General features: G+C 40.5%; 25 protein-coding genes and 2 tRNA genes. 2 read left to right on the top strand and 25 right to left on the bottom strand.

Annotation, left to right across the window (positions count from 1 at the left end; all coding sequences use genetic code 11):
• The 10 genes from EKB01_RS01985 to gyrA form a co-directional block, all read right to left on the bottom strand.
• Positions 1 to 1,275: a DUF2130 domain-containing protein gene (locus EKB01_RS01985; protein ID WP_084920712.1), complete on the bottom strand. Its 1,275-nt coding sequence runs from the start codon at positions 1,273 to 1,275 to the stop codon at positions 1 to 3.
• Positions 1,276 to 1,369: 94 nt separating this feature from the next.
• The gene (locus EKB01_RS01980; RefSeq protein WP_167265697.1) at positions 1,370 to 2,650 is read right to left on the bottom strand and encodes an O-acetylhomoserine aminocarboxypropyltransferase/cysteine synthase family protein; all 1,281 of its coding nucleotides are present in this window, start codon (positions 2,648 to 2,650) and stop codon (positions 1,370 to 1,372) included.
• A 150-nt stretch (positions 2,651 to 2,800) separates the two neighbouring features.
• Positions 2,801 to 3,598: a formate/nitrite transporter family protein gene (locus tag EKB01_RS01975; protein ID WP_049478154.1), complete on the bottom strand. Its 798-nt coding sequence runs from the start codon at positions 3,596 to 3,598 to the stop codon at positions 2,801 to 2,803.
• 124 nt (positions 3,599 to 3,722) lie between these two features.
• A complete protein-coding gene (locus EKB01_RS01970; RefSeq protein ID WP_167265490.1) occupies positions 3,723 to 4,070 on the bottom strand; it encodes a hypothetical protein in 348 nt (115 codons plus the stop codon).
• A 122-nt stretch (positions 4,071 to 4,192) separates the two neighbouring features.
• Entirely contained in the window at positions 4,193 to 4,534 is a 342-nt protein-coding gene (locus EKB01_RS01965) for a hypothetical protein (RefSeq protein ID WP_167265488.1), read from the bottom strand.
• Between the two features lie 119 nt (positions 4,535 to 4,653).
• Entirely contained in the window at positions 4,654 to 4,776 is a 123-nt protein-coding gene (locus EKB01_RS09335) for a hypothetical protein (protein WP_269139686.1), read from the bottom strand.
• 131 nt (positions 4,777 to 4,907) lie between these two features.
• Entirely contained in the window at positions 4,908 to 5,537 is a 630-nt protein-coding gene (locus EKB01_RS01960; RefSeq protein WP_167265487.1) for a hypothetical protein, read from the bottom strand.
• Between the two features lie 26 nt (positions 5,538 to 5,563).
• The gene (locus tag EKB01_RS01955) at positions 5,564 to 5,980 is read right to left on the bottom strand and encodes a hypothetical protein (protein WP_167265485.1); all 417 of its coding nucleotides are present in this window, start codon (positions 5,978 to 5,980) and stop codon (positions 5,564 to 5,566) included.
• 74 nt (positions 5,981 to 6,054) lie between these two features.
• Entirely contained in the window at positions 6,055 to 6,801 is a 747-nt protein-coding gene (locus tag EKB01_RS01950; protein WP_000018514.1) for a class A sortase, read from the bottom strand.
• Positions 6,801 to 9,269: a DNA gyrase subunit A gene (gyrA, locus tag EKB01_RS01945; protein ID WP_167265483.1), complete on the bottom strand. Its 2,469-nt coding sequence runs from the start codon at positions 9,267 to 9,269 to the stop codon at positions 6,801 to 6,803. The genes EKB01_RS01950 and gyrA overlap by 1 nt, the downstream gene beginning before the upstream one ends.
• Before the next feature lie 193 nt (positions 9,270 to 9,462).
• Here gyrA and EKB01_RS01940 point away from each other — a divergent pair, with 193 nt between their 5' ends.
• Positions 9,463 to 10,449, top strand: coding sequence for an L-lactate dehydrogenase (locus EKB01_RS01940; RefSeq protein ID WP_000204722.1), 987 nt, complete (start codon positions 9,463 to 9,465; stop codon positions 10,447 to 10,449).
• A 278-nt stretch (positions 10,450 to 10,727) separates the two neighbouring features.
• Here EKB01_RS01940 and EKB01_RS01935 read toward each other — a convergent pair whose 3' ends face one another.
• Positions 10,728 to 11,003 (bottom strand): HU family DNA-binding protein, encoded by a 276-nt coding sequence (locus tag EKB01_RS01935; protein WP_001284635.1) that lies wholly within the window; start codon positions 11,001 to 11,003, stop codon positions 10,728 to 10,730.
• Positions 11,004 to 11,109: 106 nt separating this feature from the next.
• Positions 11,110 to 11,946, bottom strand: a complete 837-nt coding sequence (locus EKB01_RS01930) for a DegV family protein (protein WP_033584840.1) — start codon at positions 11,944 to 11,946, stop codon at positions 11,110 to 11,112.
• Between the two features lie 143 nt (positions 11,947 to 12,089).
• Between EKB01_RS01930 and EKB01_RS01925 the strand changes: the two genes are divergently transcribed.
• On the top strand, positions 12,090 to 12,938 hold the full coding sequence (locus EKB01_RS01925; RefSeq protein ID WP_000619963.1) for a YitT family protein: 849 nt from the start codon (positions 12,090 to 12,092) through the stop codon (positions 12,936 to 12,938).
• A gap of 21 nt (positions 12,939 to 12,959) precedes the next feature.
• Here EKB01_RS01925 and EKB01_RS01920 read toward each other — a convergent pair whose 3' ends face one another.
• The 13 genes from EKB01_RS01920 to EKB01_RS01860 form a co-directional block, all read right to left on the bottom strand.
• Positions 12,960 to 14,357, bottom strand: coding sequence for an amino acid permease (locus EKB01_RS01920; protein WP_084853458.1), 1,398 nt, complete (start codon positions 14,355 to 14,357; stop codon positions 12,960 to 12,962).
• A 124-nt stretch (positions 14,358 to 14,481) separates the two neighbouring features.
• A complete protein-coding gene (sufB, locus tag EKB01_RS01915; RefSeq protein ID WP_000797071.1) occupies positions 14,482 to 15,894 on the bottom strand; it encodes a Fe-S cluster assembly protein SufB in 1,413 nt (470 codons plus the stop codon).
• Between the two features lie 53 nt (positions 15,895 to 15,947).
• On the bottom strand, positions 15,948 to 16,388 hold the full coding sequence (sufU, locus tag EKB01_RS01910) for a Fe-S cluster assembly sulfur transfer protein SufU (protein ID WP_167265481.1): 441 nt from the start codon (positions 16,386 to 16,388) through the stop codon (positions 15,948 to 15,950).
• Positions 16,375 to 17,601 (bottom strand): cysteine desulfurase, encoded by a 1,227-nt coding sequence (locus EKB01_RS01905; protein ID WP_167265479.1) that lies wholly within the window; start codon positions 17,599 to 17,601, stop codon positions 16,375 to 16,377. Before EKB01_RS01905 ends, sufU begins: the two co-directional genes overlap by 14 nt.
• A 10-nt stretch (positions 17,602 to 17,611) precedes the next feature.
• Positions 17,612 to 18,874, bottom strand: coding sequence for a Fe-S cluster assembly protein SufD (gene sufD / locus EKB01_RS01900; RefSeq protein ID WP_084873249.1), 1,263 nt, complete (start codon positions 18,872 to 18,874; stop codon positions 17,612 to 17,614).
• A 27-nt stretch (positions 18,875 to 18,901) separates the two neighbouring features.
• A complete protein-coding gene (gene sufC, locus EKB01_RS01895) occupies positions 18,902 to 19,672 on the bottom strand; it encodes a Fe-S cluster assembly ATPase SufC (RefSeq protein WP_033606356.1) in 771 nt (256 codons plus the stop codon).
• Between the two features lie 152 nt (positions 19,673 to 19,824).
• Entirely contained in the window at positions 19,825 to 20,019 is a 195-nt protein-coding gene (locus EKB01_RS01890) for a DUF3272 family protein (protein ID WP_001081611.1), read from the bottom strand.
• Positions 20,020 to 20,046: 27 nt separating this feature from the next.
• On the bottom strand, positions 20,047 to 21,705 hold the full coding sequence (gene dnaX, locus EKB01_RS01885) for a DNA polymerase III subunit gamma/tau (RefSeq protein ID WP_167265477.1): 1,659 nt from the start codon (positions 21,703 to 21,705) through the stop codon (positions 20,047 to 20,049).
• A complete protein-coding gene (locus EKB01_RS01880) occupies positions 21,705 to 22,202 on the bottom strand; it encodes a GAF domain-containing protein (protein WP_167265475.1) in 498 nt (165 codons plus the stop codon). Before EKB01_RS01880 ends, dnaX begins: the two co-directional genes overlap by 1 nt.
• An 82-nt stretch (positions 22,203 to 22,284) precedes the next feature.
• The gene (gene rpsA / locus EKB01_RS01875; protein ID WP_001001620.1) at positions 22,285 to 23,487 is read right to left on the bottom strand and encodes a 30S ribosomal protein S1; all 1,203 of its coding nucleotides are present in this window, start codon (positions 23,485 to 23,487) and stop codon (positions 22,285 to 22,287) included.
• 162 nt (positions 23,488 to 23,649) lie between these two features.
• Positions 23,650 to 23,721 (bottom strand) — tRNA-Gln (locus EKB01_RS01870).
• A gap of 8 nt (positions 23,722 to 23,729) precedes the next feature.
• Positions 23,730 to 23,810, bottom strand: a tRNA-Tyr gene (locus tag EKB01_RS01865).
• 49 nt (positions 23,811 to 23,859) lie between these two features.
• Complete coding sequence (locus EKB01_RS01860; protein WP_000037105.1) at positions 23,860 to 24,090, bottom strand: DUF2969 domain-containing protein; 231 nt, start codon at positions 24,088 to 24,090, stop codon at positions 23,860 to 23,862.
• Positions 24,091 to 24,155 lie beyond the last annotated feature (65 nt).

Below are 24,155 nucleotides of genomic sequence, written 5' to 3'. Positions count from 1 at the left end.
TCACTCCCCCTTCAGTGCTTCAAACTTCGCTTTCATGGTTGGATTTTTTCGCGTTAGTTTTTTAACCGAAACATCTTCCAATTTGTTATTAGCGAGGCGGAGTTGGTTTTCGGATGTGGTTAGGAATTTCTTAACCTCTTCCATACGCTTAATAGCCTTATCGATTTCATCGATTGCTTTACCAAAGTTAGTCGAAGCAGAGTTGTAGTTTTTGGCAAAAGCCACTTTGAAGGCATCCAAGTCTTCTTCAAAATGGGTGATATCAATATTCTGCTCCCGAACCAAGGCCAACTCTTGCTTGTATTTGAGAGAATTAAGAGCCGCATTACGCAGGAGTCCAATCAACTGGATGAAGAACTGAGGACGGACCACATACATCTTTTCATACTCGTGGCTGACATCAACAATCCCTGTGTTAAAGTAGTCGTTATCTGCTTCTAACATAGTCACCAAAACGGCATACTCACAGTTCTTTTCATGACGGTCCTTGTCCAATTCCTTGTAAAAATCTGCATTCTTATGCTTTTTCTCTGTTCCGTCCGCTTCATTTTTCATCTCAAACATGATGGAAATGAATTCTAGACCATTTTCATCAAAATCACGGAAGATAAAGTCCCCCTTAGAACCACGCGCAGAGACCTTGTTATCCTTCTCAAAGTAGGCATTTGGAAAGGCAAAGCTACGAACCTTGTTAAACTCACTCTCTGCATACTGTTCCAAACTTTCCCCGATAGCTTTTGTAGATTGTTGGGCTTTAAAATTCTTGTAAAATTCAACTTGTTCACTAGCAGCCTTAAGCTGGGCTTCGTAATTCTGCTTAACAGAAGCCAAAGACAGCTCATTTTCCTTTTCTTGCAAGAGGAGCTGATTTTTGACCTGATCCCGTTCTTTTTCTAAGTCAGAAAGAGCCTTTTGCAGTTGATTTTCATGCTTAAAACGCAAGGTGGCCAATTGGCTTTCCAAGGCCTGCACTTCCTTGTCCTTTGCTAATAAGGCCTCATGACTTGTCTGTTCAACTTCTTTCTTAGCTAACTCTTTCTCTGTATCAAAGTTTTGGATTTGACTCTGCAATTGCGCAATTTCTTGATCCTTCTGAGCCAGTTTAGTCTGTTGCTCATTCATGGCCTTTTGTTCAGCCAAGGCCAGCTCCTGCTTCATGCGATCGTGTAATTCCTTATCAAACTCAGCTGTTCTCACTTGGGATAAAAGTTCGGCATACTGACTTTCATTTACTGTAAAGACTTCCCCACAGTTGGGACATTTGATTTCGTTCATAACTTTCCTCTTTCTGGACTTCTGTAACCATTATATCATGCCTGAGGGAAAATCAAAAACAGCGAGTCGAAACCCACTGTTTATATCTGTTACTTTAAATTTTTTCCAAGGCCAAACGCAAATCTTCAATCAAATCCTCTACATTTTCAAGACCGATAGACAAGCGGATTTGGTTTGGTGTGATACCTGCCGCTTCTAGATCTTTTTCTGACAACTGACCGTGAGTGGTTGTCGCTGGATGGACAACAAGCGATTTGGCATCTGCTACGTTTGCAAGGTCAGAGAAGATTTCCAAATTATCAATGACCTTGCGAGCTTCTGCCTCTCCACCTTTAACATGGAAGGTAAAGATTGAACCCACGCCTTTTGGCAAATATTTCTCAGCCAAGGCATGATATGGACTGTCAGCAAGCTTTGGATAGTTAACTTTTTCAACCTTAGGATGGTTGACAAGGAAATCAACAATTTTCTCTGCATTTTGCACATGGCGTTCCACACGAAGTGAAAGAGTTTCAAGTCCTTGGAGCAAGAGAAAGGCATTAAATGGCGACAAGGCTGCGCCTGTATCACGAAGCAATTGAACACGAACAGCGATAATAAAGGCTGCAGCACCCACATCACGAGTATAGCTCAAGTTATGGTAGCTCGGATCTTCCTCAACAAATTGAGGGAACTTCCCTGAAGCCTCCCAGTCAAAACGACCACTATCGACAATCACTCCACCAATAGTCGTACCATGTCCACCAATAAACTTAGTTGCTGAGTGAATGGCAATATCTACACCGTGAGAGAAGACGTTAATCAAATATGGTGTAGCAAAAGTATTGTCAGAAACGAGAGGAATCTGGTGTTTATGCGCAATATCAGCCAATTTTTCCAAGTCAGGAATGTTAATCAAGGGATTCCCCAAGGTTTCAATCAAGACAAGTTTGGTATTGTCACCGATAGCTGCTTCCACTTCTTCCAAATTATCCACATCCACAAAGGTAGTTGTGATCCCATAACGAGGAAGGGTTTCCTTCAAGAGGTTAAAGGTCCCACCGTAAATAGTTGACGCCGCTACCACATGGTCACCTGCGTGAGCAAGCGCCAAAATAGTGTAGGTTACAGCAGCCATACCTGATGCTGTCGCTAGTGCTCCAACACCACCTTCAAGAGCAGCGATTCTTTCCTCAAAGGCTGCTGTTGTAGGATTGGTGATACGAGTATAGATATTGCCTGGTTTTCTCAAGGCAAACAAATCAGCACCTTCCTGCGTGTCATCAAAAACGAAGGATGTTGTTTGATAAATCGGTACTGCACGAGACTTAGTTGCTGGATCAACCACTTGCCCAGCATGTAATTGTAGAGTTTCAAATTTAAAATCACGAGTCATAAGACGACCTCCAAATAGCTTCATTACGGATATTGTATCATCTTGGGACAGGCTTTTCCAATACCGTTTTTCTATATTTTGATATAAGGAACAACTATGACTAGTCATACACATCAAACAAAAAAGCACGATTAACTCGTGCCTGTTTTTTTAATCTACATAAGTATCTTCGTTTTTATTGAGGAAAGCGTAAGGCAAGCCCATCAAGAGACCTCCTCCGATAAAGTTCCCGACAAAGGTTACACCCCAGTGACGAAGAATATTAGGTATGTCAAAGTTAGCAATTGAATCAGCTGCAACACTGAACTTAACAATCGCAAAAGAAGCAAAGTTCGCAGCAATGTGTTCGTTTGTTAAGAATACAAACATGTAAATTGCTGATAAGACAAGCCATAGTTTGGCTCCACCGTCTTTCACCAAAACGAATGAAAGAATGGCAATGTTTACAAAGATATTGGCTAAAATACCTTCAAGCAAGACTAGCTCATTGGAACGACCTAACTTCATCTCTACAACTCCTGAAATGAAGCTATCATGTGTTAAATTTGCATAGGCTGCTGAGTGGGCAAAGCCCCAACCTGCTATCAAAGCTCCGATGAGGTTGAAGAAGGTACAGTAAAGTAGAATCTCAGCCGTTTTTCTCCATGAGATTTTTTTCAAGAAACTGCCAGCTGTCAAAAACATCATATTTGAAGTTACTAGCTCAGCATTCAAGAAAACAATGTAGGCCAATCCCCAAGCAAAAACGAATGGGAAGAGGAAGCGTCCACTGCCTGGTGCGATCTTATTAATCAAATCAGCTCCAACTGCGCCCGCAGCCGTACTAAATGTTAGAAAAGCACCTGCAAACATGGAACGAATCGCATATTTAAACTTACTTTGGCTATAAAGACTTTCTTTCTTCTTACAAGCAAATTCAATCTTTGAGATAAATTCTGAAGAGACCATAAAAAAACTCCTAAACTTTTATTTGTGAATATTATAACATAAAGCACGCATTTTGAAAAGCCTTTCTTGTATACGTTTTCTACAAAGAAAATCAATGCATTGGGGAATTCCATAAATCTCTCCTTTACCCATTAACAGAAAAACATTTCAATATTTCAAATTGATCATCCAAAAATTCAAACTCAAATAGGTGCCAGTCATCGAAGGTTTGCTCACAATAACTAACTGTTCCTTGATTGTAGTCAATGATAGGTTTCCCCAGCTTGTTCTTCACATCTTCCTCGCTGACATCTCCATACATTTCCTTAAGATCAGCTAGCATGAAGTTGACAATTCTATTGAGATTTTCCTGATAATTTTTTGATAACAGTTCAACTTTATCTATAAAGTCACAATCAGGCTCTTCGTCCCAAACAAAGGTCACTCCCTCATACTCACAAGTGTATTGCTGTAAACTCTCATCAAAATTCATTGTTCACTTTCCAAATCATTATCATTTACTAAAAATTTATTAACATTAATCAAAATGTTCAAATGTTTTCATAAAAATGTCTTCTACACGCACATACGATAAAATAACAACGCTTGCAATGATTAGAAGATATCATCAGAATGTTCACTTGCTTGTTGCACAAACTCGAAAATATTCGAAGATATGGGTTTCATTTCCAGTGAACCTAATGCCCCCAAATCATTCATATAAATAGTGTCGTCAGAATCTTTCTTTATAAAAAAAGCGACATCCCCATCTTGCCCAATCAGGAAAAAATCTGGTTCCCACTCTTCTATTTGGTAGGTGGAGTTTCTCTCTAGCAAATCTAGCCTCGAGTATAAGGTGATACCTGTATTCTCTATTACCAACTCTCCTGCTTTGTCGATTTTGCTCAAGAATTCTGCATATACGTTCGGAAGTACTAAATCAATCTGATTATTCATTCTCAACTCCTCATCTATTTTTCCTACTGCGAAAGTCCTATATCTCATCTTCACTTAGCTCTCTAAAATGTGAAATATGATATCCAAAATAAGACTTCCCCCGATTTTCCTGTGAAGATTCAGTGTCCAGCCATATTGGCAATTTCTCCCAAGTATATCATAGGAAGGTCCTTGTCAAATTGAAAACTACTTGTTATGTCTTCTTTGAGCCCAACTAAAGACTTTTCTCTTAACTGACTCATTATCTATCCTCTCTTATACTAGACATCCTTCGGTTTCTTACGATAAATCTTTCAACCTATTGACCAGTTTCCTTTCATATTGAAAAGATACCATTAAAGTTGAATGATCATCTTGCGAGTATCATACATTATCAAATTTTATAGTTTTCAATTTCTTCTCTACTCATGCCTACAAGTTCTGTCGTCCACAATCCTACAATGTCCGACAAGACTGAATCGCAGGTATACTCTTCTTCACCGTCTATATACTTACAGGAAAAGACAGGCTTCCTTGTCGCTGCTTGATAAAATGCCATGGCTACTTTTTCTAGTTTTTCAGGATTAAAATCAAGTGATAGTTTTTGAGCCATATTTCCTCGTATCTGATCCCAATCTTCCTGCTTAATCTGATAGCTTTCTCGTATTTTAGACACATAACCTTTACAAAATGCTTTCAATAAGTCTGTATTCTGATAAAGATACTGACAGCTAAAATCCGAAATACAACCTGCGTGAAGTAGGAATGTCAGTAAGTCATCCAGACTTTCTGCTACTCTTCCCACTTGGCCCTCACTTCCGATAAAGCCTATGCTGTTATCTTCAAGAAAAACATATTCGCCCCCACTGCCATCCTGGGCAAATGCCTTACAGGCAAGAGAGTATTCCTCATTGTTCCCTGAAAACTGGACTTCACTTATCTTGTCATAAAAATAAATATCACATTCAGTCATCAGTAAGGTCCTTAACTGTTCATTTTCTCTGACTTCTTGTAGCTTATCCATGATCATTCCTTTCTTAAACTAAACACTTATCCATCTATTACAATTCTAATATGGTAGTTTTTAGTTTCATTCTTTAGATTCTTCACAAGGAGATCATTCTGTTTTGATTTGCCACAGAAAAATGATAGAGTCTTTCTGTTTTTCTGTTCAATAAACACATGATACCTTGCCCCATTCAATTTGACACTTCGAATATATTTGACTTCAATCCTTTTGATGTTATTCAGCGGAATGATTCGCTTCACAAATACGAAAGCATTGTGAATATAAAGTCTCCAATTGGCAATGTGAAATGGGGCAAAAAAATTACCACCACTACGACGGACAATTATAAAACGTCGCCAAAAGATTAGTAAAAGAATAGAGGTTAATAAGTAAAAGGCAAAACTAAAGACAGGACTTTCCCACATCATTTTCATTCCAATCCAAAAATATTCGAACATGTATTATTCTCCTTTGAATGATGACTCTATTTGAGAAAAAACCAGTGAAGAAGCAATTTCACTGGTTTTTGAGGTTAATAACGTTGTCTATACGGTTGATTAAAGGCCTTCAAAATATCCTCAGAAGTCTCTGAATAAGCTTTTGATTCTTTAAAAATCCCCTTAACAATTATACGCTCAGTCGCATTATAGTCCACACAAGTTACCAGCGTAATCTCCTTAACTCCTTCACGATCTTCGATTTCATCTACTCGGTCCGGAGTAACGTGTTTAACTTCCGTAATCTCATAAGTATAAACCTTATCCTTATCGGTCAGGTAAATTTTCATGCCCGCTTTAGCGTTAACTAAAGGTGAGAAGAGCATTTGACTGGCATTTTCAGCAGTAAAGATATGGTGACTCGCTAGAGAATAGTTGCCCTCTCCCATTTTTTGGTCTGGTTTCATGGTTCCTGCTCCATAGAACAAGTTTACATTATCCAACCCTTTGAAAATTGGCAAGTTAATCTCCACTTCGGGAATAGCAATTCCTCCAATAACAGGAAGCTTCTGAGCGTCCCACTGAGCGGCTAGAACTGCTTCAGATGAGATAGATTTAACCGAATCAAAATCAAAATTTCCTTCTGTTTTGAGATTTTCATCTATATTTTCTTTAGTAACCTGATTGACTTGGTATTTATTGGTGTTCCACACCATAAAGAGATCTCGAATCTTTGAATTAAAAATCAAAGCTAAGGATAAAAGAATTAAGAAAACCGCTAAAATATTGAGAAATAGATTCCTACGCTTATTCTTCTTACTTTTCGTTTTTTTATGAGACATTATGCTTTACCTTCTGTTTCGTTTTCAGTCCCAACTTCTTCTTTTTCTACCGCATCAACCGTTGTAAAGGTCACAATCTTAGCATCCTGATCCAGACGCATCACCTTAACTCCCATAGTTGAGCGTCCTGTTTGTGAAATATTGGCAACGTTTGTTCGAATCATGACACCTGTATCTGTGATAATCATCAGGTCTTCATCTCCTTTAACAGTGAGGAGACCTGCAAGAGGGCCATTCTTCTCAGCAACATTGGCTGTCTTCATCCCTTTACCACCACGACCTTTTGTTGGATATTCAGTTGCAAGAGTACGTTTACCATAACCTTTTTCAGTGATGATAAGGACCTCGTCCTGGTCAGTGATGACACTAGCACCAACTACAGTGTCTCCATCACGGAGGTTAACACCTCGGACACCTGTCGCGATACGGCTCATACCACGAACGGCTGATTGATTAAAGCGAACGGCATAACCAAACTTAGTACCAATGATGATATCTGTATCTTCTTCTGTCAGCAAGACATTAATCAGTTCATCTTCATCCTTGAGATTCAAGGCTTTAAGTCCATTTTGACGGATATTAGCAAATTCTTTAACACTGGTTCGTTTCACGATACCGTGACGGGTTGTGAAGAAGAGATAGGCGTCATCACTACGTTCAGATTTAACATTAATGATGGTTTGTATGCTCTCCCCTTCATCCAGCTTCAAAAGATTGACAACCGGCAATCCCTTGGCCGTGCGACCGTATTCAGGAATTTCATAACCTTTTAGTCGGTATACGCGACCTTTATTGGTAAAGAAGAGCAAGTGATCATGGGTGATGGTTGAAACCAACTCACGCACAAAGTCATCATCCTTAACTCCTGTACCTTGGACTCCACGACCACCACGTTTTTGAGCAGTAAATTCACCTTGGTCCAAACGTTTAATATAACCCTTATTAGAAAGGGTTATCAAGACATCCGACTCCTCAATCAAGTCTTCATCTTCAAGAGTTAAGACTTCTCCAACCATCAACTCGGTACGACGTTTGTCACCAAATTTACGTTTTACTTCATCTAATTCATCTTTTATGATTTGCACTACGCGTTCTGGTTTAGCAAGGATATCGGTTAGGTCTGCAATCAAGGCAATCAATTCATCATATTCAGACTGAATCTTATCGCGTTCCAATCCTGTCAAACGACGAAGACGCATATCAAGGATAGCCTGACTTTGACGTTCAGAAAGCTTAAACTTGCTCATCAACTCAGCTTGTGCTTCCGCATCCGTTTCACTAGCACGGATGATACGGATCACTTCGTCGATATGGTCTAGCGCGATTAAAAGGCCTTCTAAGATGTGCGCACGCGCTTCTGCCTTTTCCTTGTCAAAACGGGTACGGCGAACAACCACTTCTTTTTGGTGTTCAATATAAGCATCCAAAATTTGGCGAAGAGATAAGATTTTTGGTACGCCATTTTGAATAGCAAGCATATTGAAACCAAAGTTGGTTTGCATCTGCGTCATCTTGAAGAGGTTGTTGAGGATAACATTTGCGGATGCATCCCGTTTGACCTCGATCACGAAACGAACCCCTTCACGGTTGGATTCATCACGGACTGCTGTAATGCCCTCAATCCTTTTTTCTTGTACCAAACGAACAATATGCTCATGTACCTTGGTTTTATTAACCATGTAAGGAAATTCCGTTACAACGATACGCTCACGACCTGTCTTAGTGGTTTCAATCTCTGTACGAGAACGGAGGACAATGGAACCTTTACCAGTCTCATAAGCCTTATGGATACCTGATTTCCCCATGACAAGGGCACCAGTTGGAAAATCTGGACCAGGCAAGACTTCCATCAAGTCCTTAGTAGTTACTTCAGGATTGTCCATGACCAATTTCACAGCATCAATGGTTTCACCAAGGTTGTGAGGAGGAATATTGGTAGCCATCCCTACGGCAATCCCAGTTGCCCCATTGACCAAAAGGTTTGGAAAACGAGCTGGCAAGACCAAGGGCTCACGCTCATTGGCATCGTAGTTGTCTACGAAATCAACTGTGTTTTTATTGATGTCACGAAGCATTTCAAGAGCAATCTTGCTCATACGTGCTTCTGTGTAACGCTGTGCAGCGGCACCATCCCCGTCCATGGAACCAAAGTTTCCATGTCCATCGACAAGCATGTAACGGTAGCTCCACCACTGAGCCATACGAACCATGGCTTCATAAATAGATGAATCCCCGTGTGGGTGGTATTTACCCATAACATCCCCTGTAATACGGGCTGATTTTTTATGAGGTTTGTCTGGTGTAACACCTAGTTCATTCATTCCGTAAAGAATACGGCGGTGAACAGGTTTTAAACCGTCTCGAACATCAGGAAGGGCCCGCGCAACGATAACGCTCATGGCGTAGTCGATAAAGCTGGTCTTCATCTCCTTTGTCAGATTGACATTCACTAAATTTCTATCCTGCATTCATAAATGCCTCATTTCACTATTAGTAATTAGATATATTATACCATAATTTGTCCTTCATTTCAGTCTTTGAAAACCACTAAAACGTTTACATCAATAACCGAATAGAATATTCGTGACAAAGCTTTTTAAAAGTGATAGAATGAAAGTGTCTGGGGATTCCCCTAAAAAAAATGAAGGAGATGTTTAGATAATGACTTCAACTAAACAACACAAAAAAGTGATCCTTGTTGGTGACGGTGCCGTAGGTTCATCTTACGCTTTCGCACTTGTTAACCAAGGAATTGCACAAGAGCTTGGAATTATCGAAATTCCACAATTGCACGAAAAAGCTGTTGGTGATGCGCTTGACCTTAGCCACGCCCTTGCCTTCACTTCACCTAAAAAAATCTACGCTGCTCAATACTCTGACTGTGCAGACGCTGACCTTGTTGTTATCACTGCAGGTGCTCCTCAAAAACCAGGTGAAACTCGCCTTGACCTTGTAGGTAAAAACTTGGCTATCAACAAATCAATTGTAACACAAGTTGTTGAATCAGGTTTTGATGGTATCTTCCTTGTTGCGGCTAACCCAGTTGACGTTTTGACTTACTCAACTTGGAAATTCTCTGGATTCCCTAAAGAACGTGTTATCGGTTCAGGTACTTCACTTGACTCAGCACGTTTCCGTCAAGCACTTGCTGAAAAATTGGACGTTGATGCTCGTTCCGTTCACGCCTACATCATGGGCGAACACGGAGATTCTGAATTTGCGGTTTGGTCACACGCTAACATCGCTGGTGTAAACCTTGAAGAATTCCTTAAAGATACTCAAAACGTTCAAGAAGCTGAATTGATTGAATTGTTCGAAGGTGTTCGTGACGCCGCCTACACAATCATCAATAAAAAAGGAGCTACATACTACGGTATCGCAGTAGCACTTGCTCGTATCACAAAAGCAATCCTTGATGACGAAAATGCAGTACTTCCACTTTCAGTCTTCCAAGAAGGTCAATACGGTGTTAAAAACGTCTTTATCGGTCAACCAGCTGTTGTTGGTGCACACGGTATCGTTCGTCCAGTAAACATCCCATTGAACGACGCTGAAACTCAAAAAATGCAAGCATCTGCTAAAGAATTGCAAGCTATCATTGATGAAGCATGGAAAAACCCTGAATTCCAAGCAGCTTCTAAAAACTAATGAAAAGAAGGTTCTCAAATATGGGAACCTTTTTTCTTTTACTGTAAAGGCTTAAACCCTATTTTTCAAAAGACTACTTATCTCAGAAGTTATATATCATATCAAAGACTCAGTTGAAAAACACCTAAATTTATACATATATAACTAAAGAAATGAAATCAACAGTGGCAGATGTCATGGAAAAGTATTAGTTCTTGCCCCCAAAATGCCCCAAAGCAACAAAAAAAGCCTATTGACCAAGCTAGAAAGCTTGATGCAATAGGCTTTTTGAAAATTCATTATTTAACAGCGTCTTTAAGAGCTTTACCAGCTTTGAATGCTGGAACTTTAGAAGCTGCGATTTCGATTTCTTTACCAGTTTGTGGGTTGCGACCTTTACGTGCAGCGCGTTCACGAACTTCAAAGTTACCAAAACCAATCAATTGAACTTTTTCACCAGCTGCAAGGTATTCAGTTACTGCTGCAAATACAGCATCAACTGCTGCTGCTGAATCTTTCTTAGTCAATTCTGTAGCTTCTGCCACTTTAGCGATCAAATCTTGTTTGTTTGCCATGTTAACAAATCCTCCAAATAATTTCTGATTAACAAATATAATCATATCCTAAAATTGCCCATAGGTCAAGTCAAAAACACCATTTCAAACATTTTTCTCTATTTTTTTAGGAATTATAGCGGATTAGAATTGCCCAAGCATTCTCTCCAGTATGAGTTTGAATAATAGAGCCAGTTTCCAGTACAGAGATTGGTTTCTCAACATAGGCTTGCAATAAACTCTTCATCTCATTTGCCCATTCATTCGTTCCAGCATAGGAAATTCCAATTTCTGCAACTGATTTTTGGGAAAGAGTATTGGTTAATTCCTCAAGCCACTTTTTGAAAGTTTTCGCTCCACGTCCTTTGACGATTGGTTGAAGTTCGTGGTTTTTCATCTGCATCACTACACGAATATTTAATAGTGAGCTTAATAGTCCCGTCACACGTCCAATACGCCCACCTTTCACTAGGTTTTCTAGAGTCGAAACACCGATATAAAGCTCTGTGTGATTCTTCACTTCTTCTATATGTGCTAGAATAGTTTCTAAATCTTTACCCTCTTTAGCAAGTTTTGCAGCTTCAACAACTTGAAACTTCATAGCCTGATCTGTAAAGGAACTATCAATAACAGTCACATCAGAACTTGAGAGACTTGCGCCTTGGCGAGCAGCTTCAACCGTTCCAGACAAGGCATGAGACATATGAATAGCAACAACCTGACTGCCATCTTTTCCCAGCTCTTCAAAGACTTCAGCAAACACTCCTACTGGAGGTTGACTCGTTTTAGGGAGATTCTTGCTTTGTTGCATGAGATGAAGGAATTCCCCCTCTTTTAGATCAGCATCTGAGTAGAGTACGCCATCAATCATAACTGATAAGGGGACAATAGTGATATTTAATTCTTTAACTACTTCTGGTTCGATAGTAACAGAAGAGTCCGTTACAATTTTTACTTGTGTCATAAGTTCAATCTTTCTATTCTTCTCAATAGGATTGGGATTTTTCACTCTTATTATATCAAAAAAATGATAAAAAATCATAAGTAATCCAATTAAAAAAACTGAATTTTTGGTATAATCTATCTATAGAAAAGCGAGGAACAGCTATGATTCGAAAAGTTCAACCGATTATTACGATTATATTTGGAGCAGCTATCTATGCCTTTGGTCTCACCTACTTTGTTGTTCCTTATCATCTATTTGAGGGAGGGGCGACAGGTATCACCTTGATTACCTACTATCTTTTTAAAATCCCTGTCTCATTGATGAATCTCTTAATCAATATTCCTTTATTTATTTTGGCTTGGAAGATATTTGGTTCCAAGACCCTCTACTCCAGCCTTCTGGGTTCTATTTCTCTCTCTATTTGGCTCGCAATCTTTGAGCGTATCCCCTTGCAGTTTGATTTACAAGGAGACCTCATCATCGTTGCTTTAGTCTCAGGGGTTTTACTGGGAGTTGGTTTAGGAATTATCTTTAATGCTGGTGGAACCACTGGTGGTTCTGATATCGTTGCCCGTATCCTCAACAAGTACACCAATCTTTCGATTGGGAAATTGCTTTTTGGAATTGACTTTTTCATTTTAATGTTAATTCTGCTTATTTTCCAAGATCTCCGTCTTGTGACCTATACTCTCTTGTTTGACTTCATCATCGCTCGCGTTATTGACCTGATTGGCGAAGGGGGATACGCTGGTAAAGGATTTATGATTATTACTCAATATCCTGACCAACTGGCTGATAAGATTAATGAGGAGCTTGGACGTGGTGTGACCTTTATATCTGGTCAAGGTTATTACAGTAAGAAAGATTTAAAAATTATTTACTGTATCGTCGGTCGGAACGAAATCGTCAAAATGAAGGATATGATTCACCAAGTCGATCCTCAAGCCTTTATCACCATCACAGAAGCCCATGAAATTCTGGGTGAAGGCTTTACTTATGTGAAAGATTAAAAAGCTGGGATTTCCCAGCTTTTATTTTTCTTCTGTGAGGGTTGAATGATGGTAACCGTAAGTAAAGTAGATGATTAAACCAACTACAAGAGCAATGCTAAAGGCAATCCAGGTATCTAGACTATATTGAAGCATAAAGGAAACACAGATAAGGATGGAAAGGATTGGCAAAAGTGGCACCAAAGGAGTTTTAAACTCTCCTTTTTTTGGCATCCCCTTATCTTTTCTGAGTTTTATTATTCCGTAGGCTAGCAAAATGAGATAAGCTAAGGTACAGATATTTAAGAAGGCTGCAATACTGGCTAGAGGAAACACTCCTGCAGCAAGGGCTGAAACAACTCCTGTTAAGAGGGTCGCATTTTTAGGAACTCGGCTAGTTTTACTTAGTTGTTTAAAGCTTCGAGGTAAAAGTCCATCACGTGCTAAGCTATAAATCATTCGAGACAAAGCATAAGTCATGGAAATACATACCGTTATCAGGGTGAGAATGGCTACAAGCGAAACATAGTTGGCTGCCCAACCGATACCAATACTCCGTAATGAAAATGCTACTGCATCGTCCACATTGAGCTTACTATAGTGAACAATCCCTGTCAATACTAAGGTCACCAAAGCATAGAGAATAGTGACGATTGTCAGAGAAAGGACAATTCCGCGAGGAATATTTTTTTGCGGGCTTTGGATTTCATCAACTGCCATGGAAATAGACTCAAATCCGAGAAATCCAAAGAACATCAAAGATGCACCTGCCATAATCCCAGTGCTTCCTCCATAAATCTGGCCAAAGCCAAAAGGAGCAAAATTCGACCAATTTTCAGGTTTGATGTACCAAATACCAACTAGGATAAATAAGGCTAGAGCAGAAAATTTCAAGATTACTAGAAGCGAATTAAAGCGCAAGGCTGCCTTAGAATTTAATAAAACCAATCCTGTTACCAAGGTCAGCACTAAAATAGGCAGAAGGTCGATATAGGTCCCCTGTTCAGGATTAAAGGTACCATTCAAGGCTTGGGGCATGGAGATACCATAATCACTGAGCAATCCCTTAAAGTAAGCTGCCCAGCCAGACGCCACACCTGAAACAGCCGTCATGAATTCCATGATGGTCAACCAGCCAGCAATCCAGGCTGGCAATTCTCCCAAAATCGCATAGAGATAACTATAAGCACCCCCAGTTGCGGGTACACGAGAGGCAAATTCTGCAAAAAAGAGAGCTGATAGAGAAACACACAGGGCAGAAATCACGATAGAAACCACTAGTGATGGACCAGCAAGTGTTGCTGCCGCCGTACCTGTAATGGTGAAAATCCCTGTCCCCACCATGGCACCAATTCCCAATAGAATCAAATCCCACAATTTCAAATGGCGACGCATCTCTGTCTGTCTCAGACTAACATCCTTGGTTCTAAAAATATTCATACTTCATCTCCACTAAATATAGTTGTTTTATTTTACCATATAAAAGCATTTTTGTGAATATTTATTAGGTCCTTTTTGAAAAAAATCTGAACAGGAACTCTTCCTGTTCAGATTTTGCATATTCTTACCCGACTGAACCTTCCATTTCATAGCTAATCAAGCGGTTCAGCTCAACTGCGTATTCCATTGGAAGTTCTTTGGTGAAGGGCTCGACAAATCCCATGACAATCATCTCGGTTGCCTCAGATTCTGACAAACCACGGCTCATGAGGTAGTAGAGTTGTTCCTCTGAAATCTTAGATACTTTGGCTTCGTGCTCCAAAGCAACTTGCGAGTTATGGATTTCATTAAACGGAATGGTATCTGATGCTGACAAGTCATCCATGATAATGGTATCACACTCGATATGAGAAACAGATTTCTTAGAGTTCTTGTTAAAGGTTACTTGTCCACGGTAGTCCACCTTTCCTCCGCCTTTAGCGATGGATTTAGACACGATAGATGAGCTTGTATGTGGAGCGTTGTGAATCATCTTGGCACCCGTATCCTGGTGTTGCCCAGCATTAGCAAAGGCAATTGAAAGCATGGTTCCACGCGCCCCTTCTCCATCTAGGTAAACAGATGGGTATTTCATGGTTGTTTTGGCACCCAAGTTTCCATCAATCCACTCAACAGTCGCATCTTTCAAGGCTTTGGCACGTTTTGTTACCAAGTTATAGACATTATCAGACCAGTTTTGGATGGTTGTATAACGCATATAAGCTCCGTCTAAAGCAAAAATTTCTACAATGGCAGCGTGCAAGCTATTGCTTGAATAAGTTGGTGCTGTACATCCTTCTACGTAGTGGACGCTTGCTCCCTCATCAACGATAATTAAGGTACGTTCGAACTGACCTGTATTTTCGTTATTGATACGGAAGTAGGTTTGAAGTGGGATATCTACCTTGACACCTTTTGGTACGTAGATAAAGGTTCCACCTGACCATACTGCTGAGTTGAGGGCTGCCAACTTGTTATCAGTCGGCGGTACCAACTTCGCAAAGTATTGTTTAAACAAGTCTGGGTATTCCTTGAGGGCAGAATCTGTATCTGTAAAGATAATACCTAATTTCTGGAACTCTTCCTTCATGTTGTGGTAAACCACTTCTGACTCGTACTGGGCAGAGGCACCTGCTAGATAAGCACGCTCAGCTTCTGGAATTCCGATACGTTCAAAGGTTTCTTTGATCTTTTCAGGAACTTCATCCCAAGAACGGGCTGGTTTATCAGATGGTTTTTGGTAATAGATCAAGTCATCAAAGTCAATCTCTGACAAGTCTGCTCCCCAGGTTTGCATAGGCATTTTTTTGAAGGTTTCATAAGACTTCAAACGGAATTCTAACATCCACTCTGGCTCACCCTTGGCAGCAGATAATTCACGAATAACACCTTCGTTGAGTCCTTTTCCTGTCGATAGGACAGGCTCTACATCATCATGGAAACCAAATTTATATTCACCAAGATCAATTGGTTTTGGTTCTACTCTTTCTTCAGCCATAATATCCTTTCTTTCTTCATTTCTAATGATTTATAAGACAAAAGCAACTTGTCTTACTCGTTATCTTGATTCTCAATTGTCTTCTTAAGTGCATTCCAAGCTAGGGTTGCACACTTGATTCGTTGAGGGAATTTGGCAACACCTGACAAGAAAGCTGCATCGCCAAGTTGGTCTTGGCAGTCATCCTTTTGACCTTGAACCATTTCAGAAAAGATGGTTGCAAGTTCTAGAATTTCTTGTTTGGTCTTCCCTAAAACAGCATCTGTCATCATACTAGCAGAAGCAGTTGAAATCGTGCATCCTGAATTTAGAAAAGCAATATCTTCCAAACGGTCCTCTGCGTCAAACTTAACAGAGAGATTAATAACATCCCCACAGGTTGGATTGTTGAGGCTGATTTGCTCAGCATCATCCAACTTCCCTTGATGGTGAGGATTTTTCGAATGATCTGCTACCACTGCCATATAAAGGCTATCTAGTTTAGAAAGTGCCATTGAAAAACTCCTTTGTCTTTTGTAGGGCATCGACTAGTTTGTCACAATCCGCCTTGGTATTGTAGATATAAAAACTTGCACGAGCTGTTGCTGGGACTTCCAAATACTGAAGCAAGGGTTGGGCGCAATGATGACCTGCACGAACTGCTACCCCTTCATAATCCAGTGCTGTAGCTAGGTCATGGGGATGAAGATCGCCTAGGTTAAATGCAATCACACCTGAACGTTTAGCCAAGTCCTGCGAACCATAAATAGTCAAACCTTCAATGGCCTGCAATTTGGGATAGACGTATGCGATCAGTTCCTGTTCATGAGCTTCAATAGCATCCATACCAATCTTTTCCAGATAATCAACTGCTGCAGCAAGTCCGATAGCACCTGCCATATTTGGCGTTCCAGCCTCAAATTTCCAAGGCAATTCCTTCCAACTAGCAGATTGCTCATAGACGAAATCAATCATCTCGCCACCAAACTCAACTGGTGACATTTGTTCCAGATACTTTTCTTTACCGTAAAGAACACCAATACCAGTTGGTCCAGCCATCTTGTGACCTGAAAAAGCAAAGAAGTCCACATCCAAGTCCTGGACATCAATCTTCATATGCGGCGTAGACTGAGCACCATCCACCACCATGATAGCTCCAACATGGTGGGCTAATTGCGTGATTTCTTTGATAGGATTGACCACACCAAGAACATTTGAGGCGTGAGCTAGGGAGACAAACTTGACTTTATCAGTCAATTTAGCGCGCAAGTCATCCATATCCAGAGCTCCATCCTTGAGATAGACATAGACAAGCTCTGCTCCAGTCTTACGGCAGGCTTCCTGCCAAGGAATGATATTGGAATGGTGTTCCATGATAGAAATCAAGACCTGATCTCCCTCAGTCAGGATTTCCTCAGCATAACGCGCTACCCAGTTAAGACTGGTTGTCGTTCCTCTAGTAAAGAGTACTTCCTCTGTAGAGTCTGCATTGATAAACTTACGAATGGTTTCACGAGCCGCCTCATAGGAAGCTGTCGCCCTTTCAGCCAAGGTATGAACCCCACGGTGAACATTGGCATTGTCCTGCTTATAGTAGCGGTTGATTGTTTCCAGAACTGCTAGTGGTTTTTGTGTCGTCGCAGCATTGTCCAGATAGACCAGAGGTTCATCGTTGACAATCTGGTCTAAAATTGGAAAATCCTTGCGAATCGCTTCTACATCTAACATAGGCTTCCCCTTAGCGTTTTGACAATTTTTCTTCGATGGTTGCAATCATTTCATCACGAACTTCCTTGACTGGAATCTCAACGATAACAGATCCAAGGAAACCACGAACAACCAAGCGTTCTGCAGTCGCCTTATCCAAGCCACGGCTCATGAGGTAGTACATATCTTCTGGATCCACCTGACCGATAGAAGCCGCGTGACCTGCAGTTACGTCATTTTCATCAATCAAAAGAATTGGGTTGGCATCCGAACGTGCTTGGTCTGAAAGCATAAGAACACGACTCTCTTGCTGCGCATCTGCTCCCTTGGCACCCTTGATAATGTGGCCAATACCATTGAAGGTCAAGGTAGCTTTTTCAAGGATAACCCCATGTTGAAGGATATTTCCGATTGAGTTGCAACCATAGTTAGTCACTCGCGTATCAATCCCTTGTACTTGACGGCCACTTGAAAGAGCTACGGCTTTAAGGTCAGCATGGCTACCATTCCCAATCAAGTCGCTATCAAAGTCCGCAACAACATTTCCTTCGTTCATGACACCAATGGCCCAGTCAATGCTGGCATCGTTGCCTAGTTTACCACGACGGCTAATGTAAGCAGTGACATTTTCACCTAGACGGTCAATAGCAGCAAATTTCACTTGCGCACCAGAACGAGCAATCACTTCAACTGTGATATTGGCAGTTGCTTTGGCACTACCTCCACCTCTTGACTCTAGACGTTCAAGATAGCTTATTTTAGAGTTTTTACCAGCAATGATAAGGATATGCTTGTTAAACGGCACATCGCTATCGCTGTCTTGGTAGAAAATACCTTCGATTGGCTCTTTAATCTCAACATTATCAGGGATGTAGAGAACAGCACCACTATTAAAGTAAGCTGTATGGTAGGCTGCCAACTTGTCATCGTCATACTTAACTGATGACATGAAGAATTCCTCAATAAGCTCTGGAATTTCTTCTAAAGCTGAGTGAAAGTCTGTAAAGACAACACCTTGTTCAGCTAACTCAACTGGAGTTTGTTCAAAAACAGTTTGCGTTCCTACTTGCACCAACTTCAAGTGATTATCTAAAGCAGTGAAGTCAGGAACATTTGCTGAAGGTTCACTTTCCGTGATGGTTCCATCTCCCAGATTCCAACGGTGAAATTTGACACGCTCAATAACTGGTAATTCCAAACTCTCAATCTTATCAAAAGCTTTTTGACGGAGGTCTGACAACCAGCTTGGTTCAGCATGCATTTCTGAAAAAAGTTTAATAGTTTCTTTAGTCATTTACTTCTCCTAAAAGATACGAGGGAATTACAATTCTTCCTTGTAGTCGTAGCCAAGTTCTTCAGCTAGTTTTGCGTATCCTTCACGTTCCAAACGGGCTGCCAATTCTGGACCACCAGAAAGGACAACACGACCTTCCATCATCACGTGGACCACGTCTGGTGTGATGTAGTTCAAGAGACGTTGGTAGTGAGTGATGATCATAGCACCAAAGCCTTCACCACGCATGGCATTCACACCTTTAGATACAACTTTAAGGGCGTCAATATCTAGACCTGAGTCAATCTCATCCAAAAGGGCAAAAGTTGGTTCCAACATCAAGAGTTGAAGAATTTCATTACGTTTTTTCTCACCACCAGAGAAACCTTCGTTGAGGTAACGCTCTGCCATTTCTTCTTTCATGTTGAGCAATTCCATTTTCTCGTCTAGTTTAGTGATGAACTCACGAATTGAAATCTTTTCATCATCTTCTTTACCAGCATTCATAGCTGCACGAAGAAACTCAGCGTTAGTAATTCCAGGAATTTCTGATGGGTATTGCATAGCAAGGAAAAGTCCCATACGCGCGCGTTCGTCCACTTCCAACTCAAGGATGTTTACGCCATCAAACAAGACCTCACCTTTGGTAACTTCATAGTTTGGATTTCCCATGATAGCGGCAGAAAGAGTCGATTTACCAGTACCATTTGGTCCCATGATAGCAGCGATTTCTCCTGTTTTCAGAGTCAGATTGACTCCTTTCAAAATTTCTTTTCCTTCAATCTCAACGTGAAGATCTTTGATCTCTAATACTGACATGATAATTCCTTTCTTTTTCAGGCTTATTTCCTTTATCCTTTGAGAAATCACTTACATTTCTCTAAAAAATACAAGAAAAGGTCCATAAATATACTCTACTAGTATAACAAAAAAAAGCCTAAAAGGCTTTGATTTTGTCTAGAAGCTTGGAGCTAGTCCTTGCGGTTTAGGTGCTGATCAATGGTGTCTACAATTTTCCCCATCACGTAACTTAACCTAAAATTTCGAAAGAGTAGAATCGCCCAAAAGGCTGCCATGAAATAACGCCCGGTCATCCAGGCTTCATTGAAAAAATAAGTCTCAGCAGCCGTAAATAACGCTATCATAATAAATTGTTGTCTATTCATAAACTTATTGTATCATGAAATCTTTCTTTAGTCTTCCTCTACCTTCACTTTATCAGCCAAAAATTCAAATCCTTCTGGAATCAAACTCTCTTCTTCCACCTCTTGATTGGTTTGAGAAGACTTGTTTTTAGCTGAAAATGCTGCTCGAACCTCTTTCCATTCCTCCATGGAAATGGCTAAAATCTCAGGTGAAAAACCTGCTGCCTGACTGAGGATGTTGCCAAACATGGTGTTAAGATTATCCCGTTTCATGGTTTGCCCAGCATTGAAATTAGACTCAAAAGCTAAAATAGCATGGTGTTCGTTTGCCGCAACTGGCTGAGAACCAACAAGCAGAGCCTTATCAGGACCAGCTAAGCTTTCGATTACTTCTCCCCATGCATTCTGGAGGCGAATCAAGTTTTGCCGTGCCAATTCAGGATTTTCAACAGCTTCTTGTAGGATAGCCTGAACTTTATTACGGTCTACTCGATAGACTGTCTTGGAAATGGCTGGACGGCTAGGGACTGGCGCCACTTGTTTAGGCACCGTTCCAACATTAGCAAGTTCTTGCTTTAGACGAACTACTTCCTGTCTCAGTGCAGAAATTTCACTTTCGACAGCTCCTGAAAGCACTAATTCAGGCTTAATCTCAGCCAAACGAATGGTCATCATCTCAGCATAAATCTTAGGTTGCAGGCTTGCTTTCATATCTGCCAAGCTCACAGTCGCTATTCGAATCATTTCAAAGAGGCTTTCCTGTGATAAAGCTAGATTGTCCATAAAAACTGGACTATGATGAGTATTTTCGCCACCCGTCTGGACGACCAGTAGATCACGCAAATACTGCAAGAGATCCGTCACAAAACGAGTCATGCTCTTGCCATTTTCAAATAAAAGATTCAGAGAATCAAGCGCTTTTGAAACATCCTGCTGAGACAAGGCGGCTACATAGTCATCTAGTGCTGATAGACTAATGGTGCCTGTAATCTCCTCAGAGATAGCAGTCGTGAGCTCGTTTCCCTGTGTCAAGCTCAAGGCTTGGTCCAGAATGGACAAGGCATCCCGCATTCCACCTTCAGCTCGTCTGGCAATGATTTCCACAGCCTCCGGTTCAGAACTGATATTTTCTTTTTCTAGAATATGATAAATATGCTCCTTGATATCTTGAGTTTTAATGGATTTAAACTCAAAACGTTGAACACGTGATAAAATGGTTGCTGGAATCTTGTGCAATTCAGTAGTTGCCAAGATAAAGACAACATTCTGGGTTGGCTCTTCTAGAGTTTTCAAAAGCGCATTAAAGGCTCCTGTAGACAGCATATGAACCTCGTCTATGATATAGACCTTGTAACGTGCCAAGCTAGGTGCATAGGTAGATTTATCACGAATTTCACGGATTTCATCAACTCCATTATTTGAAGCCGCATCCATTTCAATAACATCTTCTAGACTACCTTCTGTCACTGCCTGACAGATATAGCAGTGATTACATGGTTCTCCATCCACCTGATTTGGACAGTTCATAGCCTTGGCAAAAATCTTGGCTACACTGGTCTTCCCTGTTCCACGAGGACCCGAGAAAAGATAGGCATGACTAATCTTTTCCTGCTCGACCGCTTGTTTTAGGGTTTTAGCCACAACTTCTTGTCCGACCAATTGTGAAAAAGTTTGGCTCCTATATTTTCGATAAAGTGCTTGATACATTAGGCTTTCTCCTCAAACATCGTAAAGTCCCATTCTGTCTTCTCAAGCAAAATAGCGACAAATTGTTCCAAGTAATCGCGGTCAACGGCATTATAATCATCAATAAGTGAAGAATCCAAGTCTAAGACACCCAGCAATTGACCATTCTTGAGCATGGGAACCACGATTTCACTCTTGGCCATACTATCACAAGAAATGTAGTTTGGATAGGTGCTCACATCCCCTACTAAAACAGTCTCTTGAAACTCGGCAGCTTCTCCACATACGCCTTTCCCAAGCGAAATGCGAATACAAGAAACACCACCCTGAAAAGGACCTAAAATCAACTCACTACCATCAAACAGATAAAAACCTGCAAATACAGTATTTGGAAAGCGAGATTTTAGGAGGGCGCTAGCATTCGAAAGATTGGCAAGAACATTGCTCTCACCCTCTAGTAAATAAGAGAGTTCCTCATTCAACAGTTGATAACGTGATTTTTTTTCTGAATCTAACATAAAACTATTATATCAAAAATGAGAAAGAGACAAAAGAAAAATCCCTTGTTTTAAACAAAGGATTTTGTGATTATCAATTTGATTAAAGTTCGATATCACCGAACAAGTCAGCCATTGAGAATCCTGTTTGTGTTTCTGGAAGTTCAAAATCACGTTTTTCTTGACGTTTTGGACGACGTGGACGAGCAGCACGTTTTTCTTCTTTTTGTCCTTCTTCTTGAGCTGGACGTTCTTCAAGAGCTTTGATAGAAAGAGATACGCGTTCTGCGTCAGCGTTAACATCAAGTACTTTAACAGTAACTTCTTGACCAACAGTAAGAGCTTCTTTTGGATTTTCGATACGTTTGTGTGAAATTTGTGATACGTGAACAAGTCCATCGATACCTGGCAATACTTCAACAAATGCACCGAAGTCAGTCAAACGTTTAACTGTTCCTTCTACTACATCACCTTTAGCCAATTTTTGCTCAACGCCATCCCATGGTCCAGGTGTTGTTGCTTTAAGTGAAAGGGATACGCGTCCTTCTTCTTCATTAAGATCAAGGACTTTAACCTCGATTTCTTCACCAACAGTTACAACTGATTTAGGTGATACGTTACGTTCGTGTGACAATTCAGTCAAGTGAACCAATCCGTCAACACCACCGAGATCGATGAAAGCACCGAAGCTAGTGATACGAGCAACTTTACCAGTTACTACATCACCAACAGCTAATTTACTGAATACTTCAGCACGAGCTGCTGCAGTAGCTGCTTCAACAACTTCACGACGTGAAAGGATGAAGCGATTTTCTTTAGGGTCAACTTCTTTGATTTTAGCATCAAATTCTTGACCTACGAAACGCTCAGTGTTACGTACGAAACGAGTATCTAACATTGAAGCTGGGATGAATCCACGAACACCTTCAAATTCTACTGAAAGTCCACCTTTAACGGCACGAGTTCCTTTAACAGTAACAACTTCTTCTTCGCGTCCTACAAGTTTGTCCCATGCTTTGCGAGCTTCAAGGCGTTTTTTAGATACAAGGTATGTAACTGTATCAGTATCTTTACCAACTACTTGACGAAGTACAAGAACATCCAATACTTCTCCTACTTTCACAAAGTCATTGATATCTGCATCGCGATCGTTTGTCAATTCGCGAAGAGTCAAGACACCTTCAACACCAGTCCCAGAGATTGCAACGTTAGCTTGAGTCGCATCAACTGTCAATACTTCAGCACTAACAACATCACCAGGCTCAACTTGGCTAACGCTATTTAGCAAATCTTCAAATTCGTTCATCTAAAAAATCCTCCAACAATCAAGTCTTTCCAAACTTGACATACTTATAATTTTTTTCCTAAGCACCCGCAAAGACATGTTCACATCGTTCACGCCTTTCAATTATAAAAATAAAATACCCTAAGATATTTTTCTTTTTATCTTGAACTTATTACCTAAGAACTGGGGTAGCTGGATTCGAACCAACGCATGAGGGAGTCAAAGTCCCTTGCCTTACCGCTTGGCTATACCCCAATGATGAATGGAGAGAGAGGGATTCGAACCCCCGAACCCGAAGGAGCGGATTTACAGTCCGCCGCGTTTAGCCTCTTCGCTATCTCTCCAATGTTCAACGAAGACTATTATATCATGAAATTTTCAATAAAACAAGTATTATTTTGTCAAATTATAGTTTTCAATCAAAATTTCCACAGCTTTTTCAAGTTTTTTATAAAAACTATCGACATTTCCATTCTTTATGATGGCAAATTGGTTATCTAATTCGGCAATTTCGCCAATGACCTTTTTCCCGATTGTCAAAACGTATCCTTCATAACTGTCTTTTCCAACAGTCACTTTAGCATCTGTTAATTGAATTTCAATTTTCTTATCTTTTTTACTCATACTTTACCTCTTTTCACTTTTTCTATTGTACAAGAAAATACTCAAACTAGCAAGAAAAAACTCCA

It is taken from the genome of Streptococcus sp. CCUG 71758 (genome assembly GCF_011714815.1).
In the GTDB taxonomy this organism is placed as follows: domain Bacteria; phylum Bacillota; class Bacilli; order Lactobacillales; family Streptococcaceae; genus Streptococcus; species Streptococcus halitosis.
The sequence above is the reverse complement of the archived record's forward strand: the minus strand, read 5'-3'. Positions and strand labels throughout refer to the sequence as shown.